The sequence below is a fragment of the Aureimonas sp. N4 genome (genome assembly GCF_001463925.1).
Classification (GTDB): Bacteria; Pseudomonadota; Alphaproteobacteria; order Rhizobiales; family Rhizobiaceae; genus Aureimonas; species Aureimonas ureilytica_A.
In genome coordinates this window covers 1-20,900 of the sequence record NZ_BBWS01000013.1, presented here as the reverse complement: position 1 = coordinate 20,900, position 20,900 = coordinate 1, and the positions used below count along the sequence as shown (strand labels likewise).

The 20,900-nt window shown below is 68.4% G+C and carries 25 protein-coding genes and 1 pseudogene; 22 read left to right on the top strand and 4 right to left on the bottom strand.

Going from position 1 to position 20,900, the window contains the following annotated elements; translation table 11 throughout:
* Positions 1-88 precede the first annotated feature (88 nt).
* Complete coding sequence (locus tag AUL28_RS04330) at positions 89-1,150, bottom strand: hypothetical protein (RefSeq protein WP_062230795.1); 1,062 nt, start codon at positions 1,148-1,150, stop codon at positions 89-91.
* A gap of 311 nt (positions 1,151-1,461) precedes the next feature.
* Here AUL28_RS04330 and AUL28_RS04325 point away from each other — a divergent pair, with 311 nt between their 5' ends.
* Complete coding sequence (locus AUL28_RS04325) at positions 1,462-1,659, top strand: hypothetical protein (protein WP_062230794.1); 198 nt, start codon at positions 1,462-1,464, stop codon at positions 1,657-1,659.
* Between the two features lie 211 nt (positions 1,660-1,870).
* On the opposite strand, the gene AUL28_RS04320 is transcribed toward AUL28_RS04325, so the two are convergent.
* The 3 genes from AUL28_RS04320 to AUL28_RS04310 form a co-directional block, all read right to left on the bottom strand.
* The gene (locus AUL28_RS04320) at positions 1,871-2,464 is read right to left on the bottom strand and encodes a DUF1254 domain-containing protein (RefSeq protein WP_058600727.1); all 594 of its coding nucleotides are present in this window, start codon (positions 2,462-2,464) and stop codon (positions 1,871-1,873) included.
* Entirely contained in the window at positions 2,457-3,044 is a 588-nt protein-coding gene (locus AUL28_RS04315; RefSeq protein WP_058600726.1) for a DUF1214 domain-containing protein, read from the bottom strand. The genes AUL28_RS04320 and AUL28_RS04315 overlap by 8 nt, the downstream gene beginning before the upstream one ends.
* Positions 3,045-3,130: 86 nt before the next feature.
* On the bottom strand, positions 3,131-5,317 hold the full coding sequence (locus AUL28_RS04310; RefSeq protein WP_062230793.1) for a transglycosylase domain-containing protein: 2,187 nt from the start codon (positions 5,315-5,317) through the stop codon (positions 3,131-3,133).
* Between the two features lie 166 nt (positions 5,318-5,483).
* On the opposite strand from AUL28_RS04310, the gene AUL28_RS04305 reads away from it, so the two are divergent.
* From AUL28_RS04305 to AUL28_RS04205, 21 genes and pseudogenes are all read left to right on the top strand, one after another.
* Positions 5,484-5,987 carry a YcgN family cysteine cluster protein gene (locus AUL28_RS04305; protein WP_082640255.1) on the top strand — a complete coding sequence of 168 codons (504 nt, stop codon included), beginning with the start codon at positions 5,484-5,486 and terminating at the stop codon, positions 5,985-5,987.
* Between the two features lie 111 nt (positions 5,988-6,098).
* Positions 6,099-6,482: a hypothetical protein gene (locus tag AUL28_RS04300; protein WP_062230792.1), complete on the top strand. Its 384-nt coding sequence runs from the start codon at positions 6,099-6,101 to the stop codon at positions 6,480-6,482.
* A gap of 62 nt (positions 6,483-6,544) precedes the next feature.
* Complete coding sequence (locus tag AUL28_RS04295; RefSeq protein WP_062230842.1) at positions 6,545-7,801, top strand: DNA-packaging protein; 1,257 nt, start codon at positions 6,545-6,547, stop codon at positions 7,799-7,801.
* A 54-nt stretch (positions 7,802-7,855) separates the two neighbouring features.
* Positions 7,856-9,049, top strand: a complete 1,194-nt coding sequence (locus AUL28_RS04290) for a phage portal protein (protein ID WP_062230791.1) — start codon at positions 7,856-7,858, stop codon at positions 9,047-9,049.
* 19 nt (positions 9,050-9,068) lie between these two features.
* Entirely contained in the window at positions 9,069-9,416 is a 348-nt protein-coding gene (locus AUL28_RS04285; RefSeq protein ID WP_058600937.1) for a DUF6107 family protein, read from the top strand.
* 5 nt (positions 9,417-9,421) lie between these two features.
* A complete protein-coding gene (locus AUL28_RS04280) occupies positions 9,422-9,967 on the top strand; it encodes an HK97 family phage prohead protease (RefSeq protein WP_244493410.1) in 546 nt (181 codons plus the stop codon).
* Complete coding sequence (locus AUL28_RS04275; RefSeq protein WP_062230789.1) at positions 9,955-11,205, top strand: phage major capsid protein; 1,251 nt, start codon at positions 9,955-9,957, stop codon at positions 11,203-11,205. The genes AUL28_RS04280 and AUL28_RS04275 overlap by 13 nt, the downstream gene beginning before the upstream one ends.
* 74 nt (positions 11,206-11,279) lie before the next feature.
* Positions 11,280-11,840, top strand: a complete 561-nt coding sequence (locus tag AUL28_RS04270; RefSeq protein ID WP_062230788.1) for a head-tail connector protein — start codon at positions 11,280-11,282, stop codon at positions 11,838-11,840.
* Position 11,841: 1 nt separating this feature from the next.
* On the top strand, positions 11,842-12,174 hold the full coding sequence (locus AUL28_RS04265; RefSeq protein ID WP_062230787.1) for a phage head closure protein: 333 nt from the start codon (positions 11,842-11,844) through the stop codon (positions 12,172-12,174).
* Positions 12,171-12,389: a hypothetical protein gene (locus AUL28_RS04260; RefSeq protein ID WP_062230786.1), complete on the top strand. Its 219-nt coding sequence runs from the start codon at positions 12,171-12,173 to the stop codon at positions 12,387-12,389. Before AUL28_RS04265 ends, AUL28_RS04260 begins: the two co-directional genes overlap by 4 nt.
* A gap of 27 nt (positions 12,390-12,416) precedes the next feature.
* Positions 12,417-12,830, top strand: a complete 414-nt coding sequence (locus AUL28_RS04255) for a DUF3168 domain-containing protein (RefSeq protein WP_062230785.1) — start codon at positions 12,417-12,419, stop codon at positions 12,828-12,830.
* A gap of 78 nt (positions 12,831-12,908) precedes the next feature.
* Positions 12,909-13,322: a phage major tail protein, TP901-1 family gene (locus AUL28_RS04250; protein WP_062230784.1), complete on the top strand. Its 414-nt coding sequence runs from the start codon at positions 12,909-12,911 to the stop codon at positions 13,320-13,322.
* Positions 13,322-13,657: a gene transfer agent family protein gene (locus AUL28_RS04245; protein WP_062230783.1), complete on the top strand. Its 336-nt coding sequence runs from the start codon at positions 13,322-13,324 to the stop codon at positions 13,655-13,657. Before AUL28_RS04250 ends, AUL28_RS04245 begins: the two co-directional genes overlap by 1 nt.
* The gene (locus AUL28_RS04240) at positions 13,654-13,881 is read left to right on the top strand and encodes a phage tail assembly chaperone (protein WP_058600715.1); all 228 of its coding nucleotides are present in this window, start codon (positions 13,654-13,656) and stop codon (positions 13,879-13,881) included. Before AUL28_RS04245 ends, AUL28_RS04240 begins: the two co-directional genes overlap by 4 nt.
* Position 13,882: 1 nt before the next feature.
* Positions 13,883-14,488, top strand: coding sequence for a phage tail tape measure protein (locus AUL28_RS04235; protein WP_244493409.1), 606 nt, complete (start codon positions 13,883-13,885; stop codon positions 14,486-14,488).
* 5 nt (positions 14,489-14,493) lie between these two features.
* On the top strand, positions 14,494-15,117 hold the full coding sequence (locus tag AUL28_RS04230; RefSeq protein ID WP_062230840.1) for a DUF2460 domain-containing protein: 624 nt from the start codon (positions 14,494-14,496) through the stop codon (positions 15,115-15,117).
* Entirely contained in the window at positions 15,114-16,001 is an 888-nt protein-coding gene (locus AUL28_RS04225) for a DUF2163 domain-containing protein (protein WP_082640244.1), read from the top strand. Before AUL28_RS04230 ends, AUL28_RS04225 begins: the two co-directional genes overlap by 4 nt.
* Positions 16,001-16,438: an NlpC/P60 family protein gene (locus AUL28_RS04220; protein WP_062230781.1), complete on the top strand. Its 438-nt coding sequence runs from the start codon at positions 16,001-16,003 to the stop codon at positions 16,436-16,438. Before AUL28_RS04225 ends, AUL28_RS04220 begins: the two co-directional genes overlap by 1 nt.
* A gap of 3 nt (positions 16,439-16,441) precedes the next feature.
* Positions 16,442-20,317 carry a baseplate multidomain protein megatron gene (locus AUL28_RS04215; RefSeq protein WP_062230780.1) on the top strand — a complete coding sequence of 1,292 codons (3,876 nt, stop codon included), beginning with the start codon at positions 16,442-16,444 and terminating at the stop codon, positions 20,315-20,317.
* Between the two features lie 22 nt (positions 20,318-20,339).
* Entirely contained in the window at positions 20,340-20,546 is a 207-nt protein-coding gene (locus tag AUL28_RS04210; RefSeq protein WP_058600711.1) for a hypothetical protein, read from the top strand.
* 82 nt (positions 20,547-20,628) lie between these two features.
* Positions 20,629-20,900, top strand: a pseudogene (locus tag AUL28_RS04205) (hypothetical protein); the annotation flags it as partial.

Sequence of the window (20,900 nt, the reverse complement as noted above, 5' to 3'; positions counted from 1 at the left end):
CATGAGGGTCGGATGACGCTCCGATCTTATGCCGGGGCGCATGCGCATCATCAAAGAGCAGGACTTTGCCTTCCGTCTCAAATCCGGCTCAGCCCTTCGCCTCGCGGTTCAACGGGCGGGCGATGCGGCGGCCGAAATCGCGCCGCGTGTTGTCGACATTGCGGTAGACCTCGGGCGAGGTGAGGGGGGCGTGGCGCGCGGTGACGATGAGGCTGCGGCATTCTTCGGCGGGAAGCGCCTTATAGAAGCGGGCCATGGAATCGAAAGTCGCGACATCCAGCCCGACAGCCGGCTTCAGGAGCATGAGAATGCTCAAGGCGTCGGCGGGGCTGGCCTTCAAGGCTTTCAGCGCGACAGCCAAGGTTTCACCCGTCGGCTCGGAGACGATGCGCTCCAGCATGGAGGTTTCGAGCGAGAAGATTTCGGTCAGAATCTCGTAGAACAGAACCTCTTCCCGCGAGAAGGCGGCGTTCATCAGATCCGTCAGATCGGGGGCTGCTTGCGGCTTGGCCGGACCGCGCCCGGCGGTCGCCAGACGACGCAGAAGCTCGCGGGCCTCGTCCGCGTTGCGGGGCGGCATTCGCCGGCCCGGAGCGGGCGTGCGGGCGTTGAACGGGGTTTCCGACAGGAAGTCGGCCGCCAGCGAAGGCGCTTCGATCTCTGGTTCCTGGATGGGCGCGGGCGTCTCGGAGGATAGCGAAGGCGCGGCGGGCGGCATCGCCGTGACCTGCACCTGCGGTTTGGTGGAAACAGGCGGCGGGGTGATGCCGCGCGCATCGCGGTTGCGCACCAGCCGCGCCACGCGCTCGTCGGGCGAAGCGGCCAGCGTCGCCAGATCGGCTTCGCTGAGAACCGGGCTCGACACGAGGAAGGGGGCCGACACCTCGACCGGGCTTTCCAGCATCAGCTCCACGAGCGAGCGCGGCACACGGCCGGCATGGGACAGGGAAGCCGCCAGATTGCGCTTGGTCTCGGTTCGGATGCGGTTCCAGAGCGGAACCACGAGGCGGCTGAGATCCTCCACCTGCGCGGCGCTCGGATTTCGCAACGAGCCGAAGGTCGCCACAGCGGCAGCCACGACGGTGTCGAATTCCCCCTGGCCGAACTGGCGTTCAAGGGATCGGAAGATACGCGGTGCTGCGTCCTTCATAGTGCTCCGAGGGGGTAGGGTGTGGCGGCCATGCAACCGTCAGGATTAGAGCAAAATTCTTAGCAACCTGTTAACCTTGCAAACGTGTAATCGACATCAGCAAAGGCGGGGATCTTTCGGGCCTGCAAGGCTGGGTTCAGTCTCGCGCTTTGCCCCGCCAATCGTCGGGTTGCTTCCCGATCGGCGGGACATAAATCGAGTCTCGAGGACGGGCGGTTCGACTGATGAGCCCGCCGATCCAGGGGCTCCGTCACAGGTCATGGCGTCGTTGGAAGGAGTGGACGTCAGGCTCAATCAAGGAGGGGAAACACATGGCTGAGGTTCATCAACTCGTTCCGTCGCCGAGACCGTATCTGGCAGGCCGCCCATGGCGGGGGCCGGAAGGCGGGAACATCGTGATCCTGCCGTGCATCCGGCGGGAGCGGATCGCCGAATTCGTGCCCGTACGCAGCGACGAGCGCACACTGGCCCGCCGAAGCTTCAAGGCGGTGGACGAAGCGGATGCTTGATTCATCTCAGGGAAGCTGATGCCGAGCGGACTTTGCAGGCGCGCTGAGCGTTCGGCAGTCCCGCTCGATAAGAATTGGAATGGGGATGGGAGCCGAAGCTTAGCCAGATGCCCGCGCTTCCGAAAACCGTGGGTTTTTGGTTCGGCGGTGAGACGAGGCGTCTGATATCTCATGCCGCCTGAAAAGAGGTTGTCAGAACGCGCTGGCCCCGTCAGGGCTCCGTGGTGCCGGCTTCCTCGGGCGTTGCCGGGCGGCAGGTAACCGAACGGGCGAAACGATCCACGAAGGGGCGCTCGCTCTCGGACGGTACGAGAACGCGAACCGTGAGATAGCCGTCCTGACCCGCAACCGCGACAGGCACTGTCGGAATATCGCCGGACGAGCCTTCGATGCGCGCGAGATCGAGCTGCTCGCTGGTGCCGACCAGAAGGTCGAGCCGGCCTTCGAGGGCCACGCGCTCGCTGATCGAATAAAGATTGTCGCCATTATGCGCGTAGATCGACGCCGTCCAGAAGCGCGTCTTCTCGTCCGAAAACAGGCGCGCGGGTCCATCCTTCAATGAGAAGCGGCAGGCGACGTCGATAAAGGCGGGGTCCACGAAGACGAAGCCGGCTGGGGAGGCCGCGTGCCGATCGCTTTCGGGTTCTTCGAAGCCGATCCGCACGGTCTGAAACAAGGGGCCGAGCCGCGACAGGCGGCTCCAGGCGTCGTTGTCGGCTTGGCCGGGAATGGCGAAGATGATCGCGATATGGACGATTCCGGCCCCGACGAGGCCGACCAGAATGGCCAGAAGCAGCTTACCCATTCGTCTGGCAGTCCGTTCTCACGATATGGGGCATGGCGATCGGCGCGGCGCCGCTATCGGTGCTCACCGGCGTGTCATAGAAGGTGAGGGCCAGGATGTAGCCGCCGTCTCCGACGGTGGCCAGCCAGTTTCCGGGACGAGCCACGGGGCCAACCGAGATGATCGCCTCGTTGCGGTCGTTGCGCATCCAATGGAGCGAGACGAGGTGGTTCGGCCGGTTGTTGCCGGCCTCGATCAGCCGACCTTCGAAATCATAGGCCGCGAGCGTCGCGATGCGCGCGGGCGGATAGGCGCCTTCCAACTGGTATGTGCATTCGCGGCGCAACTCCCGGTTTTGGGAATCGACCCGCGCGCGAAAGGCGACGCCTTCGCCGAGCCCGAGCGTGAGATTGCCCGAACGCGCCTGACGCGCCTTGGCATAAGGATCGGCATTGGGCGAGCCGGCGGTTCGATCGGCGTGCCAAGGGCCGACCACGACGATCTCGGTGCCCTCGAAATGATCGATCATCCAGGCGGCCGAGTAGGAGCCGAGACCAAGCGCGATCGCGAGAGCGATAAGGATCAAGAACAGAAAACGCATCGTCCGACCTTATCGCCGCGAATGGTGCCGCGCGCCAGAGCCCTGGCCTGTGCCAGCCAGGGCAATGGGCCTGTCCGAACCACGCGTCACGGATTGGCGACAGCGGGTTGGGGGCGGGCAGTGCTCCGCGCGGCGGCCGAGGCCAGCTTGCCCGGCGGGACGGGAGTGGCCGACTGCATCAGACGCTCCAGATCCGCCAGCACCTTCTGCGTCTGATTGTTGACGAGGCTCGGGCGGGTGATGCGCGGAATGTCCCCCGCACCTTCGGTCTTGGCCACCTCGATCGAGCCCGGCGCGGGAATGGGATTGTCGATGAAGGGGATCGGGCGAAGGTCGATGCCCTGATGCGCCGACTCCATGAAGCGCTGCCAGGTCATGGCCGGCAGACCGCCGCCCGTCAGCTTGTTGGTCGGCTTGAAACTGTCGTTGCCGTACCAGACGGCGGCGGTGAAATTGCCGGTGAAGCCGACGAACCAGGCGTCGCGATAGCCTTGCGTCGTGCCCGTCTTGCCGCCGGCGCGGGTCATGGAGAGGCGCGCGCGGCGGGCCGTGCCGACCTCGGGAATGCGCACGAACATCTCGTTCATGCTCTTGGTCGCCTGTTCGGAGAGGACACGGTGGCGCGGGGGAAGATCGCGCCGGGCGTCCCACAGGATCGTGCCGTCGGCGAGCGATATCTGCTCGATGGAATGGCGCTGCGAGGACAGGCCGCCCGCCGGGAAGACGGAATAGCCGGTGGCCTGATCCAGAACCGTGACCTCGTTGGTGCCGAGCGCGATCGTCTTGTCGCCGCGTAGCGGCGTCTCGACGCCGAAGGACTTGGCGAGCGCGGCGACCTTGCCGGGGCCGACTTCCTGGCTGAGCTTGACGGCGACCGTGTTCAGCGAGCGGGCCATGGCGTCCTGAATCTGAATGCGGCCGGCGAAGGAATTGCCGTAGTTCTGCGGCATCCAATTGCCGACGCGAACGGGGCCATCGACGATGAAATCGGTCGGCTTGTGGCCGTTCTCCATCGCGCTGGCATAGACATAGGCCTTGAAGGACGAGCCCGGCTGGCGGAGCGCGCGCGTCGCGCGGTTGAACTGCGACAGGCCATAATCGCGCCCGCCGACCAGCGCGACGAGCCCGCCTTCGTCGTCCAGCACGGCCATCGCGCCTTCTTCCACGCCATAGGTCTTGCCGAACTGACGCAGGTGAAAATCGACGCTTTCGTCCGCAAGCTTCTGGAGGCCCATGTCGATCGTGGTGCGGGCGACGAAGGTGCGCTGGGGGAAGTCGGACGCGATGCGCTGGATTTCGTCGAAGGCGTAGTCGAGGAAATAGTCGGGTGCGGGGAGCGCGGAGGCCCGGTCGACGGCGGTGGCGGGATGACGCCGTGCGGCGACGACCTGGCCCTCGGTCATGAAGCCGGCATCCACCATGGCGCCGAGCACGACATTGGCGCGGGCGCGCGCGGCCGGGAGATTGTTGTGCGGCGCATATTGCGTCGGCGCCTTGAAGAGGCCCGCCAGCATGGCCGCTTCGGGCAGGTTCACGTCGCGAATATTCTTGCCGAAATAGAACTCCGCCGCCGCCGCTGCGCCATTGGTGCCGCCGCCCATATAGGCGCGGTCGAGATACATGCCGAGAATCTCGCGCTTGGTCAGATTGGCTTCGAGCCAGAGCGCGAGGAAGGCCTCGTTGATCTTGCGCTCCAGCGAGCGCTCGTTGGACAGGAAGACATTCTTGGCGAGCTGCTGGGTCAGCGTTGAGCCGCCCTGCACGACGCCGCCGGCGCGCGCGTTCTCACCCAGCGCGCGGGCGAGGCCGAGAAAATCGATGCCCCAATGTTCGAAGAAGCGGCGATCTTCGGTCGCCAGAACCGCCTTCACGAAGTGATCGGGCATCTCGTCGATGGGAACGGCATTGGCCTTGAGGATGCCGCGTCGGCCGATCTCGTTGCCGTGTCGGTCCAGAAACTGAACGGAGAAATCCGCCTGCTGGGGCAAGCCATGCCGCGTCATCTTCATGGCGGGCTGGGCGAGTGTCAGCAGCAGGACGAAGCCGACGAGGCCGAGCGTCAGCGCCTCGCAGCACAGTTCGACAGCAATCCGGTTCGGCCCGCGCACGCGAAAGCGACGCGAAAAGATCGTGACCGATTCCCAGAACCTGGAAATGCCATGAAAAAACCGCCACAAGCTGCTGTCCAGCCAGGCGTCGATCTCGATCAGGCCGAAGGGAAGCTTGCGTTTTCCGGGCTTGGGGGGAACTGGTCTGGGCACGGGCGACACCATCCTCCGGCAGGCTTCTCTGGCCCTTCGGCTCATTCTACAGGAAGCGATTCGAGAGACAATCGAATGCCTTGTCCTAGCGACCCTTCCTGAGGGAAGAGGTGTGGAGATTGCGTGGCGGAACAAGGCCGAAAGCGGAAATCATGAAGCAATTCGTCAGGTGCGGTCTTTGAGCAACATACCCTTCTGGAAGCGCAAGACGCTGGAGGAAATGACGTCGGAGGAGTGGGAATCCCTCTGCGACGGCTGCGGGCGCTGCTGCCTGAACAAGCTGGAGGATTGGGACACCGGCGAGATCATCTGGACTCATCTCGCCTGCAAGCTCCTGGACGGCGAGAGTTGCCGCTGTTCCAATTATGTGGACCGTTTCGAGAGCGTGCCGGACTGCGTGGCGCTCGACCCCGCGACCGTGCGCTCCATCCCCTGGTTGCCGCCGAGCTGCGGCTATCGGCTTGTGGCGGAAGGGCGGGATCTTCGATGGTGGCACCCGTTGATTTCGGGCGACCCTGAGACCGTGCATCTGGCGGGCGTCTCGGTTCAGGGCCAGACGGTCAGCGAGGAAGGGTTGGAGCCCGAGGACTACGAGGATCATCTGGCCGACTGGCCGGGCGAGGACCCAGGCGATGGCTATGCCGGTGCGCCATCGGGCGATGATTCTCAAATAGGAAAATAGTCCTTGACTGCGTCACGGTGCTCTGGTAGTCTTCAGACACAATCGAGAGAGTGGGTTCAAAAGCGGCGGTTCCGGCAGGAGCGGCCGCTTTTTTGCATTCGAGGGGGTGGCATGGCGGGACGAGCCAAAGCCGGCAAGCTTTTGTCGGATCGGCTGCTGCGGGCCCTGACGCAGGAAATGACGGCGCTGGAGGCGGCGCGGCCGGCCAAGCGAAAGCGGGGCGCGGAGGGTGAAACGGAAGCGGACGGCGCATTGCGCCCGGCCGACACCAAGGCGCGGATCGAGGCGATCGGCCATCTGACGCGGAGTTTGGAGAAGCTTCTGGAACTGCGCCAGATCGAGACGTTGGGCCTGACCGCGCAGGCGGAGGGCGACGATGCCGCCACCGAGCGGCTGCGCGAAGAAATGCTGAAGCGCCTGCGCGCGCTCGACGCGCGCCGGCCGGTGGGCGCGAGCCTGTTCGACGGGCTGGGTGCTTCGGGTGCCGGCGCTTGAGCGGCGACGAGGCACTGGGAGCTTTGAGCGAAGGCGAGTTCTGGCAGGAGGTGGAGGCGGAGATCGGTCGCCAGCCCCGGCGCGTTCTGGCGCGCGCCATGCCGGAATGGGCCGCGCTCGCCCGGCCGGCACAGCTTCCCCCGCCCGGCGACTGGCGACAATGGCTGCTGATCGGCGGCCGAGGCTCGGGCAAGACGCGGGCGGGGGCCGAGTGGGTGCGCGCGCTGGCGCTGGGCCTCGCTCCGCTGGCCGGCCGCGTTCACGGACGGATCGCGCTTCTGGCCGAAACGCTGGGCGACGCGCGCGAGGTGATGATCGAGGGCGAGAGCGGGCTGCGCGGGCTACACTATGAGACGCCGCCCGTGTTCGAGGCAACGCGCCGCCGGCTGGTGTTTGCCAATGGCGCGGTGGCGCAGATCTTCTCGTCGGAAGACCCTGACGCTTTGCGCGGCTATCAGTTCGACGCGGCTTGGGGCGACGAACTCGCCAAATGGACTCATGCGGAAGACTGTTTCGACAATCTGCAACTGGCCCTGCGCTTGGGCGTAAGCCCGCGCATGGCGCTGACCACGACGCCGCGCGCCGTGCCGCTTCTCAAACGCCTGATGGCCGAGCCCGGAACGCGCGTGACCCATATGCGTACGGTTGAGAACCGCGCCCATCTCGCGCCCGGCTTCTTCGAGGCGATGCAGGCGCGCTATGGCGGCTCGCGGCTCGGACGGCAGGAACTCGACGGCGAGCTTGTGGAAGGGCGTGAGGACGCGCTGTTCGACCGCGCCACGATCGACCGCAACCGGCGGCGCGTCGCGCCCGCGCTGCGGCGCGTGGTGGTGGCTGTCGATCCGCCGGCCACGGCGACCCATCGCTCGGACGCCTGCGGCATCGTCGCGGCGGGGCTCGGCGAGGACGGGCAGGTCTATGTCTTGGCCGATCGCAGCCGGCGCGGATTGAAGCCGCCGGAATGGGCGGCGCGGGCGGTCGCGCTGTTCGGCGAGCTGGAGGCCGACCGGCTCGTGGTCGAAGTGAACCAGGGCGGCGACATGGTGACATCGGTGATCCAGGCCGTCGCGCCCCATGTGCCGGTGTCGAGCGTCCGGGCCATGCGCGGCAAGTGGCTGCGGGCCGAGCCTGTCGCCGCGCTTTACGAGCAGAACCGCGTCCACCATGTCGGCAGTCTGGCCGAGCTGGAAGACGAGATGTGCGATTTCGGGCCGGACGGGTTGTCGACCGGACGCTCGCCGGACCGGCTCGACGCGCTGGTCTGGGCCGTGACGGCACTGACCGCGCCGGCGCAGATGCCCCGCATTCGCAGCCTTTGAGGCGGCCGGGCCGCTGCCCGACGGCGCGCCCCATCCTTTCACAGCGGAGACATCATGACACTGGCTTCACGGCTGCGGGCGCTGGCGCGCCTTCGCGGCGAGGGCGCGCGCGTGCCCGAACGCAAATCGACGGGCGGCTCGCTCGTCTTCGGCGGGGCGACGGAGACGGCGCAATGGAGCGAGCGCTCCTATGCCGGCCTGTCGCGCGCCGGCTTCATGCAGAACCCGATCGTCTATCGCTGCGTCCGGCTCGTGGCCGAGACGGCGGCAGCGGTGCCGGTGCTGCTCTATGACGGGGCGCAGGAGGTGGAGACGCATCCGATCCTCGATCTCCTGCGCCGGCCGAACCCCGCGCAGGACGGGCCCGGTTTTCTGGAAGCGCTTTGCGGGCATCTCCTTCTTTCGGGCACGGCGCATGCCGAGGCGCTGACCCTCGATGGGCAGCCGCGCCAGCTTCACGCGCTGCGGCCCGACCGGGTGCGCGTTCTCTGCGGGGCGGATGGCTGGCCGCAGGCGGTGGAATATCGCGCCGGCACCAGCCTGCGCCGGATGAGCCTCGAGGCCGAGGAGGGCATGGCGCCGGTTCTGGCGATCCGGCTGTTTCATCCGCTGGGCGAGGGCGAGGGTTTCGCGCCGCTTCAGGCCGCGCAGACGGCGCTCGACCTGCACAATGCCGCGACGCGCTGGAACAAGGCGCTTCTCGACAATTCGGCCCGGCCCTCCGGCGCGCTGGTCTATCAGCCGGGCGATGGCGGCTCCTTGTCGTCCGACCAGTTCGACCGGCTGAAGACCGAACTGGAAAGCGGCTATGCCGGCGCGGCGCGCGCCGGACGGCCCATGCTTCTGGAGGGCGGGCTCGACTGGAAGAGCATGGCGCTGAGCCCACGCGACATGGACTTCATTGAGGCGCGCAACGGCGCGGCGCGCGACATCGCCGTCGCCTTCGGCGTGCCGCCCATGCTGCTCGGCATCCCAGGCGATGCGACCTATGCGAACTATGCGGAAGCCAACCGCGCCCTGTTTCGCCTGACCGTTCTGCCGCTTCTCGCCCGCCTTCTGGCGGCGCTGGGCGACTGGCTGGGCGCGGGGTTCGAGCCCGGCCGGCGCTTGCGGCTCGGCTTCGACGCCGACCGGATCGAAGGGCTTTCGGCCGAGCGCGAGGCGCTCTGGGCGCGGCTCGGCGCGGCCGGCTTCCTCGACGACGACGAGAAGCGCGAGGCGGTCGGCTATGGGCCGCGCCGCCGCTGACCTCCCGAAAGGATCAACCATGGACACGATGACGGGCGAAATGGTTTCGCCGCTGACGCTCTGGATCGCCAAGCTCGCCGGAGCGGTGGGCGGCTCGGTGATCTCCGTCGCCTATCTCCTGCCGGCCGGCCGGCGCGAGGCGGCGGTGCGGTTTCTGGCGGGCGCGGTGACGGGCCTCGTCTTCGGCGGGCCGGCGGGGCTCGCCCTGTCCGATCATCTGGGCTTCACCGAGCGCATCGGCGCGGCGGAGATGGCGCTGATCGGCTCGGCCACCGCCAGCCTTTGCGCTTGGTGGGCGCTCGGTGTGCTCCAGCGCTTCGCCGACGGCCTGATGGCCGCCGCCGGGCGGCGCGGGGGCGGCGCGTGAGGAGCGTGCCGACCATCCGGCGCGGTGCGCCGGGAGACAACCGGCCGGCCGGCTTCGTTTCAGGTCATGCCAGCGTCTTCGAGCGGACGGACCTGTCGGGCGATCGCATCCGGGCAGGGGCCTTCGCCCGCGCCTTGCGGGAGCGGGGGCCGGGCGGCATCCGGATGCTTTGGCAGCACGACCCGGCTCAGCCCATCGGTGTCTGGACCAAGCTCGTGGAGGATGCGCGCGGCCTCTATGCCGAAGGGCGTCTGGCGCTCGACACGGCGCAGGGGCGCGACGCCTTCGCCCTTCTGCGCCAGGAGGCGCTCGACGGGCTTTCGATCGGATTTCGCGCCCGGCACAGCCGGCCGCTTCGAGACGGCGGCGCGCGGCGGCTGCTTCTCGACATCGACCTTCTGGAGATCTCCATCGTGACCTTCCCCATGCAGGAAGCGGCGCGGGTGCGCGAAGCGCGCGGCGATCTCCTTCCCCGTTTCGCGGACGCCGCACGGCGGATCGCGGAGGCCACCCTTTCCGCTTCTCTCAAGGAGTTTCCATGCAGACGATGATGAACGGCGCGATCGAGACCAAGGCAGGCACAGGCGCGGAGGGCGCGGATGCGCTCGACGAGCTCATGCGCGCCTTCGACGCCTTCCGCGAGGCCAATGACGAACGGCTCGGCCAGCTCGAGCGCCGCATGGGCGCCGACCCGCTGACGGAGGAAAAGGTCGATCGCCTGTCCAAGGCGATGGACGAGCACGAGAAGCGCATGGAAAAGCTGGTGCTGCGCAACCTGCGCCCGCCTGTTGGTGGCGAGGGCGGGCAGGCGCTGCCGAGCGAGCATCGCTCCGCCTTCGAGGCCTATGTTCGGGCCGGCGACGAGGGGCGAATGCGCCGGCTGGAGGAAAAGGCCATGTCCGGCCTGGTCGGCGCCGATGGCGGCTTCCTCGTGCCGCCCGAGACGGAGGCCGAGATCGGCCGACGCCTCGCCAATGTCTCGCCCATCCGCGCCATTGCGGGCATTCGAACCGTCTCTGCGGCGGTTCTGAAGAAGCCCTTCGCGCTGGCCGGCGCGCAGACGGGCTGGGTCGGCGAAGCGGATGCGCGGCCGCAGACGGCGCAGCCCGCGCTCGGCGAACTCGTGTTCCCGACCATGGAACTCTACGCGATGCCGGCGGCGACCAACGCGCTTCTGGACGACACGGCGGTCGATATCGACGCGTGGATCGGCGAGGAGGTCGAGCAGGCCTTCGCCACGCAGGAGGGCACGGCCTTCGTGACCGGCGACGGCGCGGCCAAGCCCAAGGGCTTCATGGCCTATGATACGGTGCCGGAAGCCCAATGGGCCTGGGGCAAGGTCGGCACCGTGGCCTCGGGAGCGGCCGGCAATTTCGCCGCGGCGTCCGGCTCCGACGCGCTGATCGACCTCGTTTATGCGCTGAAGGCCGGCTACCGGCAGAACGCCTCCTTCGTGATGAACCGGCGCACGCAGAGCGCCGTGCGCAAGCTGAAGGACGCGGAGGGCAATTATCTCTGGCAGCCCCCAGTCGCCGTCGGCGGCAAGGCGAGCCTGATGGGCTTCGCCGTGGTCGAGGCCGAGGCCATGCCGGATATGACGGCCGGGGCGAACGCCATCGCCTTCGGCGACTTCTCGCGCTTCTATCTCGTGGTGGACCGGCAGGGCGTGCGCGTGTTGCGCGATCCGTATTCCGCCAAGCCCTACGTCCTGTTCTACACGACCAAGCGCGTGGGCGGCGGCATTCAGGATTTCGACGCAGCGAAATATCTGCGCTTCTCCGCCAACTGAGCTGAGCGACAAAACAGCAGGAGGCCGGGCCGCAAGCCCGGCCTTTTTCTTTGGAGTTAGGAGGCTGGCGCGACATGATCTGGATTGAACTGGAAACCGCGAGCACGGAGCCGGTCTCGCTGGCCGAGCTGAAGACGTTCCTACGTCTCGACCGCGACGACGAGGACGCGCTGGCCGGCACCTGCCTTCGCGCGGCGCGGCAGGCGGTGGAGGCGGAAACGGGGCTGGTCCTGACCGAGCGGCGCGTGCGGCTCGCCTTCGAGGTGGAGCCCGCGCAGGACGAGATCGCGATCCGCCGCCGGCCGGTGCGTGCGCTCATTGGGGCGGTGGGCTATGACGAGGTGGGCGTCGCGACTCCGCTCGACATCGCCTCATTTCGTCTGGAGGCCATGCCCTTCGGCGCGAGGCTGATCCTGCCGCCTGGCCTCGCGCACCGCGCGCAGAACGGGGTCGAGGTCGAAATCCGCGCGGGGCAGGCGAAGGCCGAGGTGCCGGACGCGCTGAAGCTCGCCATCATCAGGCTGGCGGCGGCGAGCTTTGAGACGCGGGGTGCGGTCGGCTCCGGTTTGCAGCCGGCCTTCATGCCGCCGCTGGCGCGGGCGCTGATGTCGCCCTTTCGCGCGCCGAGGCTCTGACATGGCGACGCAGTTTCTCGACCCGAGCCTTCTCACGCAGCGCGCGGCGATCGAGCGCAACGAGCCGGTCACGGACGCGTTCGGCGGCGCGCGCGACACATGGGTGGAGGTGGCGGAAACCTCCGTGCGGGTAGAGCCGCTCAAGGCCGAGATGGAGGAACGCTTCGGCCAGCGGATCGGCATGCTGACGCACCGCGTCACGCTGCGCTTTCGGGCAGGGCTGGAGCGCGGCATGGCCTTTCGCCTGCGCGGGCGGCGGCTCGTGATCCGCAGCCTGCACGACCCCGACGAGACCGGGCGTTGGCTTGTCTGCCGCTGCGAGGAGGAGGCGTGATCGGGGCGGTGCGCGCGACGCTGCGCAAGGAGGCGCTGCGACGGGCGATGGCGCGTGCGCTACGCGCGAGGCTGGCGGCGCGGATTGAGGAGGAGGGCCGCGCCGCAGCTTTTGCAGCAGCCTCCGATACGCCGTCCGAACCCTCACGAAAAATTAACGAATTGGTCATGGCAGGCGGCCCTGTCACGGCATATTATGAAATGTATCAGGTGTGATCGCCGACATCGGAAGGGTTTTGGAGCATGTCGCATCCCAGCGCGGAACTGCAGACGACCATCGTCGGCGCACTGACGGGCGACCCGGCGCTGACCAGACTTCTCGGCGGGCCGAAAGTGTTCGACCACGTGCCGGAAAAGGCGAGCTTCCCTTATCTGACGCTCGGCCGCACGGCCGTGATCGACTGGTCCACCGGCACCGAAGATGGGGCAGAGCACATCCTGACTCTGCACGTTTGGGCGAAGGGCGGGTCGAAACAGGAAACCTACGAGATCATGAACACGATCTCCGAACGGCTGAACGACGCGACGCTGCCGCTGGAAACGCATCGGCTGGTCAATCTCCAGCTTCAATTCGCCGAAGCGCGGCAGGAAGCGGATTCGCCGACCTATCACGGCATCATGCGCTTCCGCGCGGTGACGGAGCCGCTGGCCTCCTAATCGCTCCACTCAGTTTCATCTCACGCGAGGGCGGCTTTCGAGCCGCCCTTTTTTGTTGCTCGAATTCGGACGGTTCGCATGGGTGCGCAAAGGGGCAAGGACTTTCTTCTCAAACTCGACGCGGAGGGCAGCGGCACGTTTCAGACCGTGGCGGGGCTTCGCTCGCGCCGCATCTCATTCAATGCCGAGACAGTGGACGTGACCAATAGCGACAGCGCCGGGCGCTGGCGCGAGCTTCTGGGCGGGGCGGGCGTGCAGCGCGCGGCGCTGTCAGGTGCAGGCATCTTCAAGGACGCGGCCTCCGACATGGCGGTGCGTAAGCTCTTCTTCGAAGGGCGGATCGGGGCCTTTCAGGCGATCATTCCCGATTTCGGCCGGGTGAGCGGGCCGTTTCAGGTGACGGCGCTCGAATATTCCGGCGAGCACAATGGCGAGGTCGCCTTCGAGCTGACGCTGGAATCGGCTGGCGCGCTCAGTTTCGAGGCGCTGTGATGGCGGCCAATCGCAGGCGCGGCGAGGTCGCCGCCACCATCGACGGGCGCGAGCGCGTGCTCTGCCTGACGCTGGGCGCGCTGGCCGAACTGGAAGCCGCCTTCGCGCTGGACGACATTTCGGCGCTGGCGGCGCGCTTCGGCTCCGGTCGGCTGTCGGCCTTCGACCTGACGCGCATCATCGGCGCAGGGCTTCGCGGTGCGGGCGAGGCGGTGAGCGACGCGGAAGTCGGCGCGATGCGCTTCGAGGGCGGCGCGGCGGGCGCGGTGGGCGCAGCGAGCGCGCTTCTGGAAGCCGCCTTCGGGCTGGGGGGAGACACAACCGCCCGCCCTTGAGCGCCGCCGCGCCGGCCGGGCCGCAGCCGGACGCGGCGGCTTTTCCCTGGGACGAGGCGATGGCGCTCTGCTTCGGCACGTTTCGCCTCAGCCCGCGCGACTTCTGGGCGTTGACGCCGCGCGAACTCGCCGCCCTCGTCGCGCCTTTTTCCCGAACCCGTGCGGCCGCGCCGAGCCGCGAGCGGCTCGACCAGCTTTTGGCCCTTTATCCCGACTGGAGATGACATGAGTGTTGGAAACGGCGGGGACGCCGTCGATACGATGCGCATTGCGGTGGAAGCCGACACGAGCGGCTTCGAGCGCGCGCTGACCGATCTCTCCGCCCGCGCCGACCGTTTCGGCGCGGCGCTCTCGACGGCGCTGAAAGGCGCGGTCGGCGGCGGGCGCTCGCTCGACGGCGTTTTGCGGGGGCTGGGCGGACGCATCTCGGCGATCGCGCTGGACGCGGCGTTGAAACCGCTGACGCAACTGGCCGGCAACGCGTTCGGGCAGGTTCTCTCCGGGCTTGCCGGCGGCGCGAGTTCTGCACCGGGCGGCGGGCAGGCGGGCGGCATCGTGCCCTTCGCCAAGGGCGGCGTCGTGCGCGCGCCAAGCTTCTTTCCGGCGGGCGGGCAGGTCGGACTGATGGGCGAAGCCGGGGCGGAGGCGATCATGCCGTTGAAGCGCGGCGCGGACGGCTCGCTCGGCGTTGCCGTCGAGGGCGGCCGGCGCGGCGTGACATCCGTCGTCTTCAACGTGTCGACGCCGGACGCTGCGAGCTTCCGCAAGGCCGAGACGCAGCTTCAGGCTATGCTGGCGCGCGCTGCGCTGCGCGGGCAGCGGGGGCTCTAATGGGGATCGCCTCTTTCAGCGAGGAGCGCTTTCCGCTTTCGGTCGCCTTCGGCACCTCGGGCGGGCCGGAACGGCGAACCGACATCGTGCGCCTCTCCACCGGCTATGAGAACCGCAACCAGCGCGGCCGCCATTCCTGGCGGCGCTACGACGCGGGGTCGGGCGTGAAGAGCCTCGGCGATCTCATGCGCGTTCTCGACTTCTTCGAGGCGCGGCGCGGGCGGCTCGTCGGCTTTCGCTTTCGCGACCCGCTCGACGCCTCGTCCGCGCGCTGGGGGCAGGCGGTGACAGCGCTCGATCAGCGGATCGGAACCGGGGACGGCGCGACCGCAAGCTTTCAACTCGTGAAGCGCTATGGCGAGGGCGAGGGGGCCTATGCGAGGCCGATCCGAAAGCCCGTCGCCGGAACGGTTCGACTGGCATTGAACGGCGCGCCGGTCGAGGCCGACATCGACACGGCGACGGGTCTCGTAACGCTCAAAGCCTCGCCGGCGGCTGGCAGCGCCATCACGGCGGGTTTCGAATTCGACGTGCCGGTGCGCTTCGACATCGACCATCTTGCCGTCAATCTCGCGGCTTTCCAAGCCGGCGACATCCCATCCATTCCGCTCGTGGAGATCCGTCCGTGAGAGTGCTGTCCGACGCCTTTCAAGCCCGGCTGAGAGAGCCGGCGACGACGCTGGCAAGCGCCTGGCGTCTGACCCGGCGGGACGGAGCCGTGTTCGGCTTCACCGATCATGACGAAGACCTCCGATTCGCCGGCACGCTGTTTCGCGCCCGCACGGGCTGGACATCGGGCGAAAGCGAGGCTGCACGCGGGCTCGGCGCAGGAACGGAGGCCGTGGAGGGTGGATTTGCCGACGAGGCGATCCGCGAGGAGGAGGTTGAGCGCGGTCTCTTCGACGGCGCGAGTGTCGAGACGTTTCGCGTCGATTGGCAGGAACCCGCCCATCACGTCCTGATGGACCGCGCCGATCTTGGCGAGGTAACGTGCGGGCCGGCCGGGTTTCGTGCCGAGTTGCGCGGGCTCGCGGCACGGCTCGACCGGCAGCGCGGGCGCACCTATCGTCGGCGCTGCGACGCCGTGTTGGGCGATAAGCGCTGCGGCGTCGATCTCGGCCCCTGGACGCGGCTTGTCGACCTCGTGTCGGGCAATGAAGAAAGGCTCTTGATCCGGCCGCTGGAGCCGATCGCGCGGGCCGATCAGGGGCTCTTTGCGCAGGGTCGGCTTCTCTTGGGGGCGAGCGGCGAGGCGGTGCCGCTGCGGGGGCTGGCGGAGGGCGCGGAGGCGGGGACGCTGCTGGCGTTCCTCGCGCGGACGCCCGCGCAGGTCCCGGCCGCTGGCAGCCGGCTGCGTCTGGTGGCCGGCTGCGACCGGGCCTTTGCGACCTGCCGGGATCGCTTCGATAACAGCGTGAACTTTCGCGGCTTCCCGCATCTGCCGGGCGCGGACGCGGCGCTGAACATCGCCAAGAGCGACGGGCTGCATGACGGCTCGCCGGTGGTGCCTTGATGCGGGCGCGGGTTCTGTCCGCCGCGCGCGGCTTTCTCGGCACGCCCTATCGCCATCAGGGCAGCCGCGCGGGCGTCGGCTGCGACTGCCTCGGCCTCGTGCGCGGGGTCTGGCGCGAGGTCTATGGCGCGGAGCCCGAGCGCCCCGGCCCCTACAGCACCGACTGGGCCGAGGTGGGCGAGGGTGACCCGATGATGGAGGCGGCTCGTCGCTACTTTCATCCCGTGGAGAGCGCGTCGGCCGCGCCGGGCGATCTCGTTCTGTTTCGCTGGCGGCCCGGCCGCCCGGCGCAGCATTGCGGCATTCTGGACGAGAGCACGGGCTCAAGCCTGCGGCTGATCCATGCCTATGAGGGCGCCTCGGTCGTCTCCTCGCCGCTGACGCCGGGCTGGGCCGGGCGGATCGCGGGGTTTTTCCAGTTCATCGAGCGGAGTTGATCCATGGCGACCATCCTCTTGCAGGCGGCCGGCGGCGCGCTCGGCGGCCTGATCGGCGGGCCATTCGGCGCCATGGCGGGGCGGGCCATCGGGGCGCTCGGCGGCTCGGCCATCGACGGCGCGCTGTTCGGCGCACGCACGAAGCGGCAGGGGCCGCGCCTGACGGCGAGCCGCATCATGGAGGCCGACGAGGGGGCGGGCGTCGCGCGTCTCTACGGCACGGCCCGGATCGCGGGGCAGGTGATCTGGACCACACGCTTCGAGGAGGTGGCGACCACCGAGCGCACGGGCGGCAAGGGGTCCGCGCGCGGGCGCGGCGAGGTGACGACCTACAGCTATTTCGGCAATGTCGCGATCGGCCTGTGCGAAGGGCCGATCGCCCATATCAGGCGCATCTGGGCCGATGGCGAGGAGCTCGACCTCTCGCTCGTCAGCTTTCGCCTGCACAAGGGGACGGAGGATCAGGACCCCGACCCGCTGATCGAGGCGCGGCAGGGGCGCGGCAACGCGCCGGCCTATCGCGGGCTCGCCTACCTCGTGTTCGAGCGCCTGCCGCTGGAGCGTTGGGGCAACCGCATCCCGCAGATGTCCTGCGAGGTGATCCGCCCGGTCGGCGAGTTGGAAGCAGGGCTGCGGGCGATCACGATCATTCCCGGCGCGACGGAGCATGGGCTCGATCCCTTGGCCGTGCGCGAGCGGGTCGGCCCCGGCGAGGATCGGCTCATCAATCGCAACATGCTGCACGGCCCGAGCGATCTCGCCGCCTCGCTGGATGAGCTGACGGCGCTTTGCCCTCGCTTGGAGCGCGCTGCGCTGGTGGTGAGCTGGTTCGCGGATGATCTGCGTGTCGGCCATGCGAGCGTGCGACCGGGCGTCGAGGTGCGCCAGCGCGACGAGACGGTGCCCTGGCGCGGGGGCGGCGCGGCGCGAAACGAGGCGCGTCTCGTCAGCCAGATCGAAGGTGCGCCGGCCTATGGCGGCACGCCGTCGGATGCGGGCGTACTGCGGGCCATCGCCGAATTGCGCGGGCGCGGGCTGAAGGTGACGCTCTATCCCTTCCTGATGATGGACGTGCCGGCTGGCAATGGACAGTCCGATCCCTATGGTGGGGCGGAGCAGTCACCCTATCCATGGCGCGGCCGGATGACGCTCGATCTGGCACCGGGTCGCAAAGGCTCGGCTGATCGGACGGCTGCGGCACGGGGTGATATCCAGCGCTTCTTGGGGCAAGCGAAGGTTTCGGACTTCGCCGTGGTGGGAGGCGAGGTCACCTATGCCGGCGCGCCCGAATGGTCCTACCGGCGCATGATCCTTCATGCCGCGCATCTGGCCAAGCTTTCGGGCGGGGTCGATGCCTTCGTGATCGGCTCCGAAATGCGCGGGCTCACGTCTCTGCGCGACGAGGCGGGACGCTTTCCCTTCGTGGACGGGCTGGTGACGCTGGCGCGGGAGGTGAAGGCGCTTCTGCCCGCGACGCTCGTCACCTATGCCGCCGATTGGAGCGAATATTTCGGCTACCAGCCGCAGGACGGCTCGGGCGACGTGTTCTTTCAGCTCGATGCGCTCTGGAGTGACCCGGCGATCGGGGCGGTCGGGATCGACAATTACCTGCCGCTCGCCGACTGGCGCGACGGCGACGCGGCGGGAGAAATGCCGTCGCCCTATGATCGGGAGGCGCTGGGGCAGGGGGTCGCAAGCGGCGAATATTTCGACTGGTTCTATCCGAGCGAAGCGGCGCGGCGCGCGGGGCAGCGCAGCCCGATCAGCGACGGGCTCGGCAAGCCTTGGGTCTTCCGTGCCAAGGATCTGAAAAGCTGGTGGTCGAACCCGCATGTGGAGCGACGCGGCGGCGTGGAGCAGGCGCAACCGACGGCCTGGGTGCCGATGTCGAAGCCGATCTGGTTCACCGAACTCGGCTGCCCGGCGATCGACAAAGGGGCGAACCAGCCCAATGTTTTCTACGATCCGAAATCGGCGGAAAGCGCCTGGCCGCATTTCTCCAACGGCGGGCGGGACGATCTCGCGCAGCGCCGCTTTCTGGAAGCGCATCTGCGCCATTGGAACCCGGCGGCGGCCGGCTTCGAGGCGGCGAACAATCCGGTGTCGCCGATCTATGGCGGTCGTATGGTGCCGCCGGAGGCCATTCATGTCTGGTGTTGGGACGCGCGGCCGGCTCCCGCCTTTCCAGACCGGGCCGATGTCTGGGCCGATGGCGGCAATTGGGAGCGTGGCCATTGGCTGACCGGCCGTCTCGGCCGCGCGCCGCTGGACGGGCTCATCGATCATCTTTTGCACGATCACGGGTTCGCGTTGGGGGATACGGCGGAGGTCGATGGCGATCTCGGCGGCTTTCTCGTGCCGGGGCCGGGCTCGGCGCGGGCCGAGTTGGAAGAACTGCTGCGCCTCGCGGGCGTCGAAGCACGGTCGGAAGGCGGTCGCCTGCGGTTTCGCTCCATGGCGCGGCGGGGGCGGGACGTCTTGCTGGAGGCGCTGGCGGACGAGGGGGATGCGCCGCCCCTGGAGGTTCGCCGAGCCGAGCCGAGCGAGATGGCGGAGGAAGTGCTGGTCGGCTTCAGCGACCCGGCGCGGGCCTATCAATCGGGCGTGGCGGAAGCGGCCCTCGGCGATGCCGATCGACCGAAGCAGGTCAACGTCGAACTGCCGATCGTTCTCTCGGAGGGGCAGGCCCGGCGGCTCGCCGCCGATCTTCTCGACCGGGAAACAGGCGAGCGCGAGACTGCAAACTTCGCGCTGTCTCCCGCAGCGCTGAGCCTGTCTCCGGGGGACCATGTTCGTCTGCCGGGTGGCGAGCACGTCTGGCGGATCGAGCGGATCGAGGATGGCCTGATGCGACGCGTCGAGGCGTCCCGCCTTCGCAGTCTCGTTCCGCGTCCGGTGGAGGCGGGGAATGCGGAGGCTCCGGCTTCCGTCCAGCCCGCCTTCGCCTCCCGCCCTGTGGTGCATTGGATGGACCTGCCCGAGATCGAAGGGATCGGCGGCGCGGCGGTGGCGGCCATGAGCCGGCCCTTCGTGCCGCTCGACCTCTTCGCTTCCGTGACGGATACGGGGTTTCAAAGCTTCGCCCGCATCGGGAGACCCGCGACGCTCGGTGCGCTGGCCCAGCCGCTCGGGGCGGGGCGCGAAGGCGTGTTCGACCGCACCCATGCACCTGTCGTGGAACTCGCTTTCGGTGGCCTGTCCTCCGTGCCGGAGCCGGCGCTGATGGCGGGCGCAAATCGGGCGGCGATCCGCTCGGCCTCGGGGGCCTGGGAAGTGATCCAGTTCGGCGAGGCCGAAGAGATCGAACCGGGGCGTTTCCGGCTGCGCCATCTGCTGCGCGCGTTGAACGGAACGGAAGCGGCGATGCGGGCCGGGCATCCGAACGGCGCGGCTTTCGTTCTCCTGGACGGGGCCTGTGTGCCGGTTCCCACTGCTGTCTCAGGCCTCGGGATGGAGCGGCATTGGCTGGCCGCGCCCTCCGGCCGACCCTTGGGTGACGAGGCGGCCGACCGGCAGACGGTTGCGCTCGGCCGACGCGCGCTTCTGCCCTTGTCACCCTGCCATCTGGCGGGGCGGATCGCCGCGGACGGAACGCTGTCGCTCCAATGGGTTCGCCGCAGCCGAGCCGCTGTCGAAGGCTGGGACGAGGCGGACATGCCGCTCGGCGAGGAGCGCGAGGCCTATCGCGTGACCCTGTCGGCCGAAGGCGGCTCGAACCTCGCTCTCGACGCCGGGGAGCCGGCCTTGCGGGTCGAGGCTTCGGTCTGGCGCGCGGTGCTCGCATCCGGCGGCACACGGCTCGACATCGCCGTGGCGCAGGTCAGCGCCAGTGTCGGCCCTGGCGAGGCGAGGCGCATCTCTTTTGCAACATTGGCATGAAACAGCACTTTCAGGAGGATATATGAACGACACCAAAGACTGGTGGAAATCCAAGACGGTCTGGGGCGCGCTCGTTTCGATGGGCGCGAGCCTCGCGGCGCTGCGCGGCTTCGAACTGGACGGGCTCTCGCAGGACCAACTGGCCGGCACACTGGCGGCTTTGGCCTCGGCGATCGGCGCGGCGGTGGCAATCCTCGGGCGCTTCCAGGCGCGATCGGAAATCCGCTGACGGAAAGAGGCGAATTTCCGACATTCATTCGACATTCAGCGGCGGGCGCCTAGAAGAAGAGGGACATGAACCGGGAAAGCCGATGACCCGTCGAACGCCTCTCTCCCTTCTCATCGCCGGCCTTTCGCTTTGGGCGGCGGCCGCGCCTGCCTCCGCGAACTGGTCCGCGTCGGGATCGGCGGCGGCCTGGACGCATGCTCCGGCCGCCACCTATGAGCGGCCGGAGCTTCTGGCCCAAGGCGGCTGCTCCGCCGCCGCCGCGCAAGCCGCCGCGCAGAGCGGCGGCCAGGTTCTGTCGGTCCAGATCGCCGATCAAGGCGGGCGAACGGTCTGCGTCGTCACGGTCTTGGTGCC

Coding starts and splice junctions, on each gene's coding strand:
- AUL28_RS04330 (WP_062230795.1), bottom strand. CDS start 1,150: ATGAAGGACGCAGCACCGCGTATCTTCCGATCCCTTGAACGCCAGTTC.
- AUL28_RS04325 (WP_062230794.1), top strand. CDS start 1,462: ATGGCTGAGGTTCATCAACTCGTTCCGTCGCCGAGACCGTATCTGGCA.
- AUL28_RS04320 (WP_058600727.1), bottom strand. CDS start 2,464: ATGGGTAAGCTGCTTCTGGCCATTCTGGTCGGCCTCGTCGGGGCCGGA.
- AUL28_RS04315 (WP_058600726.1), bottom strand. CDS start 3,044: ATGCGTTTTCTGTTCTTGATCCTTATCGCTCTCGCGATCGCGCTTGGT.
- AUL28_RS04310 (WP_062230793.1), bottom strand. CDS start 5,317: ATGGTGTCGCCCGTGCCCAGACCAGTTCCCCCCAAGCCCGGAAAACGC.
- AUL28_RS04300 (WP_062230792.1), top strand. CDS start 6,099: ATGGCGGGACGAGCCAAAGCCGGCAAGCTTTTGTCGGATCGGCTGCTG.
- AUL28_RS04290 (WP_062230791.1), top strand. CDS start 7,856: ATGACACTGGCTTCACGGCTGCGGGCGCTGGCGCGCCTTCGCGGCGAG.
- AUL28_RS04285 (WP_058600937.1), top strand. CDS start 9,069: ATGGACACGATGACGGGCGAAATGGTTTCGCCGCTGACGCTCTGGATC.
- AUL28_RS04275 (WP_062230789.1), top strand. CDS start 9,955: ATGCAGACGATGATGAACGGCGCGATCGAGACCAAGGCAGGCACAGGC.
- AUL28_RS04270 (WP_062230788.1), top strand. CDS start 11,280: ATGATCTGGATTGAACTGGAAACCGCGAGCACGGAGCCGGTCTCGCTG.
- AUL28_RS04265 (WP_062230787.1), top strand. CDS start 11,842: ATGGCGACGCAGTTTCTCGACCCGAGCCTTCTCACGCAGCGCGCGGCG.
- AUL28_RS04255 (WP_062230785.1), top strand. CDS start 12,417: ATGTCGCATCCCAGCGCGGAACTGCAGACGACCATCGTCGGCGCACTG.
- AUL28_RS04250 (WP_062230784.1), top strand. CDS start 12,909: ATGGGTGCGCAAAGGGGCAAGGACTTTCTTCTCAAACTCGACGCGGAG.
- AUL28_RS04245 (WP_062230783.1), top strand. CDS start 13,322: ATGGCGGCCAATCGCAGGCGCGGCGAGGTCGCCGCCACCATCGACGGG.
- AUL28_RS04235 (WP_244493409.1), top strand. CDS start 13,883: ATGAGTGTTGGAAACGGCGGGGACGCCGTCGATACGATGCGCATTGCG.
- AUL28_RS04220 (WP_062230781.1), top strand. CDS start 16,001: ATGCGGGCGCGGGTTCTGTCCGCCGCGCGCGGCTTTCTCGGCACGCCC.
- AUL28_RS04215 (WP_062230780.1), top strand. CDS start 16,442: ATGGCGACCATCCTCTTGCAGGCGGCCGGCGGCGCGCTCGGCGGCCTG.
- AUL28_RS04210 (WP_058600711.1), top strand. CDS start 20,340: ATGAACGACACCAAAGACTGGTGGAAATCCAAGACGGTCTGGGGCGCG.